General features: G+C 42.2%; 2 protein-coding genes. Both read right to left on the bottom strand.

Annotated features, from left to right (window positions below):
• Nucleotides 1–865 precede the first annotated feature (865 nt).
• Nucleotides 866–1,900, bottom strand: coding sequence for a polysaccharide lyase (locus ABD031_RS13320; RefSeq protein ID WP_343852259.1), 1,035 nt, complete (start codon nucleotides 1,898–1,900; stop codon nucleotides 866–868).
• 396 nt (nucleotides 1,901–2,296) lie between these two features.
• A partial coding sequence (locus ABD031_RS13315) for a LamG-like jellyroll fold domain-containing protein (RefSeq protein ID WP_343852257.1) occupies nucleotides 2,297–4,854 on the bottom strand: 2,558 nt, incomplete at its 5' end.

Here is a 4,854-nt window from a genome sequence, read left to right as displayed (position 1 = left end):
TTAATAAACTGAAAATTCAAAACATTTAATAATCAACTACTTATATCAAAATGGGACTGACGACTGTCGAAGTCAGGAAAAAATTATCCTGATATCCAAAATCTCAATGTGGCTTATCCTGCTCTACGCGGCAAAATTTGCTTTTATATCGTCGGTCTTTTTCGTTGCTGTGATCTCGCTTTGAAAATTCGGGAAATGCATTAAAAATCACACCTCGAAGGGACAAACCACATGGTGAGAATTGCTGGAATCCACACAAATTTCTGACGCACAATCATTCTCGAAAACCCAGCTATTGAAAACATCTTGTGCAATTCGTTCTTAAAGCTGGACAGCCTAGAGACGTAAAAACTACCGACAGGAGAGGTTATTTAGTCCTCTAAAGAGTAGACCAAGCATCCACTGTGGATTTCCCATCCAAACTCAAAATGTATTTACAAGCTGGCAGTTGAACCGGAAATATAAATTCAAAAAAGTCTACTGCAACTTCGAACCACCTCATAATCAAATGTTGTGCTTCGACTTTCGATCCAACCATAGCGGTGTTGCGATTCATTCTACAAAGTGACTGATGTTCTTAATGTTTAACTTCTCGCTATGAATCCCAATGACATAATCGCTGTTGAACAAAAAACCTAGTAAAGAGGGTCTCAAAAACCTAGGGCAATACGAGTGAAACAAAAAAAGGGCTCCGATAAATCGAAGCCCCCAAATCCGCTTGGCTGGTTGTATTGAGGCAAACTACTCCTCAACAACACCTACATCCTTCTGACTTGATATGAATATTGGTGATTTTCATTCAGTTATCACCAATAATCTTTAACCAAATCGCCTTAGCTAATACAATTAAGTACACATGTCACGATTAATCGTTCCCTGACGACCTAACTACAGTCACTTTGCCTCCGTTTGACGGAGACGCAGGTGCAGTTATGGAATAGGTCGCAGCTTCCTCCACGTTTTGATCCAGCGGAGTTACAAGCTTGTGGCTAGCCGAATGAAGCTTTAATCCTCTAGCCACTGATGGATTATTATTTAAGTATGTCGGATTATATTTCCAGGTAAAAAAATCATCCATGTACATGGACTGATTCCTTCTGACCGGAACATCCCAATCCATACAAGTAATCATAACTTGTTGATTCAGATCTTGAACGCTCGTTTTCGTTCTTAATAATACATTCGTAGCTGTATTCTTCAACTCCCCATTAATCCAAACTTGTAGGATCCCATTGGATTCCCCGGGAGTATTCAACACAATCCGATAGGTTACGTCTACCCATTCGCCAGTTTTAATGGTATAAAAATTTATAGGAGTTCCCATCCTTTCTCCAGAGTTGGATGTCATTTTATGATGATAAACATTCCAATTCATGCGACCAAACGCGTCTATTTGTAGATAAACTACTCCTCCACCATTACCAGGATTTCTACCAGATCCTGCAGGGATTGAAGGCCACATCCGAAAACCTGGTAATTTGTTTGAAATGTAAAAATCGAATCCAGGCTCATGGTACATTCTAAAACTATAATAAACTTCTTCAGATGGATTTTTGATTACGGCTCCGAAGTCGGATCCGTTTCGCCCATCTAAACTTCCTTTCGGAAAATAGTGTTTAGCTCTCTTTCCACCATCGAAGTTCACTATTTGCGGATATCCTGGACGATTATCATAATCGAGAACCCCCCAATCTCTTCTTTTTTCCTCGTTATTATAGCTTCCTAAAGTATTATTTTCAAAATTATGACTATGGATAATATCAAACTTATCCAAATTAGCTTTAAGCACAATTTTATTCAATTCTCCGTTTTCTTCTAATCCATAAAGAGTCTTAATAGCTCCTTCTGGCAAATATTTCAAGATTCCACCATCCTTAGCGTCTCCTGTGGTTGAAGCCACAGATGAGGTATTAACGCAAAGGAGACATACCCAAAACAAACTAAATATCGAAAAACAAGACCCTAGCCCTAACGTCTTCCTATTTCGCCGGAAATCCTTTTTATTCTCTATTAATTTCATGATAACTTATAAATAAATATTGATTTTTATTTTCAAACTTTTTGGATGTACTAGGTAATTCCCATTTCGATTCCAAGGTTAGAATCAAAAAGAATACCGTACGTCTAATTGATCGTATTCTCCTATTCTAGCAAATATAGTTTAACGTCGTTGAAATCTGTAAATAATCATATTTAAGCTGCTAATTGGTCTTGAGAGCCACATGACAAATCATATGGTTTTAGCACGGCAAAGCTGATTTAAAATAGATCGTATTTACAAACTTAAGCTCACACGTTACTTCTTTATAAACCTTTTACTTCCAAGACTATTCCCTTCACCTACCAGATGAAGAACATAAACGCCATTTGTCAAATCAGAAACATCAATAGTAAGTTTTGATCCTGATGGTCTTGTCTTGAAAACCTTCTTAACCATCCCGCTCATTGAGACCACTCTAAACTCAAAATCATAAACACCATCCAAATTGGCAAAGATTACATTAAGATAATCTGACGTTGGATTCGGACCGATAGCATAATCCAAGAGCACATTTGAAATTTCTACAGAGTCAGTTTTTATTGACTTTAGCACCACTGGATCAGAGAAATGGGTTTTACCTCTTGTGTCCGTTGCCACAGCCGTAAGCTGATGATCACCCTGAGGCACATCTTTCCAGACAAATCCACCTAGGAAGTCTCGTGTGATTTCCCCTACAATTTCCTCTCTGTTGAACAGTTCAATTTTCTCGATTTCTGCATCGTTGTTTTTTATTTCAAAATCAATATGAATGTCAGAAAACGCTTCTACTTCGGAATTTCGATTTGGCAAAGCTACGCTTATTTCAGGATCGACAAAAGTCCTAACATGTTTGGCTAGCTTGACGTCTTTACCTGGCATATTCAGTTCGTAAATTGCCTGATCACTTACCCTTTCACCGTCCATGCTCCAGTGGTCGAATACTATATTTTCTTCGTCTTCCGCCAAGAATATCAATGTTTCACCTGCTTCAGCTTTGGTGGAGCTGATTTCATCTACACTACTGCTGGGAATTTCGTCAACAATGGTCGACATAGAAATTCTAAACGACTGATTTCCAACGAAATCAGGATAGGTTATCTTGTTTGATATCAGCGCAGAGATCTCGTCCTTGGACAGCTGTCTGTTCCAGATCCCGACGTTGTCCAATACTCCTTCAACCCTTCTTGCGTAGGCTGCATTCCTGAGCAGGGAAGCCGACCCGACTGTCAATTCCATATCCGAATCTCTAATAGACCCAGAGAACGATGGAGATTTCTCAGGACTTACCTTGTCCAGGTACAAACTGAAGCCCTCACCTGATTTGTAGGTTGCGATTACCCTTACCCATTTGCCCAGTGGTACTGTTTGTGTTGACACCCAGTCTTTCAGATTCGGGATGTTTGCCCGGATTCTAATCTTGTTGTCTTTCGTTATCGCGAGAGAGTATGTCTGGTTTTCCGGCCAAGACGAAGAAAACGTCTTCCCGACTATAACAGCCCCGTCTTCCTTGCCATCTCCCACTCGGAAGACATCTGCCATCAGGGTAAATTCGGTATCGAGGTTAAGGCCGCTGCTATGGGGAACGCTGGAGATCGAGGAATTCCCGTCATACTTGTTGCCCTTCTCGGTGAATCCGGACACGTGGTCAATCGCACTGTTTTTCCCGTGGTTCTGGCCATGAGAATCCCTCAGGGTACCTGACACGTTGCTGTCCATCTCGTAAAATGCAACAAGTCCGTTCAATAGGCCAGATACAGGCGCGGAAATCGAAGGTAATTTCCCGACAACATTGATGGTTACTGGGGCTGATTCGACGATCACCCCATTACGATAATAGGCTTTCGCCTTTATGCTGGATTGGCCTATGGGGGCTCCAATCCACGTATAGTTGAAAATACCAGCATTCAATGTGGCTATTAACGTGGTACCGCGGAAGAGCTCGATTTTGTCGATAGTTCCCTCTGATGCCAAATTAATCTGAACTGCGCTAAGCACGTCGAATTGGGAATTTTGAGCGGGCGAAACTATACTGATTTTTGAAGTTTCCTGCTTACCAGCAAAATCGGGATAGGTGATCTTGTTTGTTATCAGAGTCGAAATCTCTTCCCTAGACAGCTGCCTGTTCCAGATCCCGACGTTGTCCAAGACTCCTTCGATCCTTCTTGCATAGGCTGCGTTCCGAAGTAGTGATGCCGACCCGACTGTCAGTTCCATCTCCGAATCTCTAATAGACCCAGAGAACGATTGGGATTTCTCCGGACTTACCTTGTCCAGGTACAAACTGAATCCCTCGCCTGACTTGTAGGTCGCAATAACCCTTACCCATTTGCCCGCTGGGACTGTCTGGGTTGATACCCAGTCTCTCAGATTGGGAATGTTTGCACGGAGCCTAATCTTGTTGTCCTTGGTGATAGCCATGGCGTACGTCTGGTTTTCTGGCCAAGATGACGAAAACGTCTTCCCGACTATTACAGCCCCGTCTTCCTTGCCATCTCCCTCGCGGAAGATATCAGCCATAAGGGTAAACTCGGTGTCGAGGTTCAGGCTGCTGCTGTGGGGAACACTAGAGATCGTGGTTTTCCCGTCATATTTGTTTCCCTTCTCGGTGAAACCGGACACGTGGTCAATTGCACTGTTTTTCCCGTGGTTCTGGCCATGGGAATCCCTAAGGGCACCTGACACGTTGCTGTCCATCTCGTAAAATGCCACCAATCCCCCAAGTAAACCTGTACTTGTGCCTGGATTAGAAACCTCTGGTTCTTTACCGACGACATTGATGGTGACTGGGGTTGACTCAACGATCACCCCACTACGATAATATGCTTTCGCCTTTA

This window comes from Algoriphagus jejuensis (genome assembly GCF_039523455.1).
GTDB classification, from domain to species: Bacteria; Bacteroidota; Bacteroidia; order Cytophagales; family Cyclobacteriaceae; genus Algoriphagus; species Algoriphagus jejuensis.
Note: the sequence above shows the minus strand (reverse complement) of the source record. Positions and strands in the feature narration are given on the sequence as shown.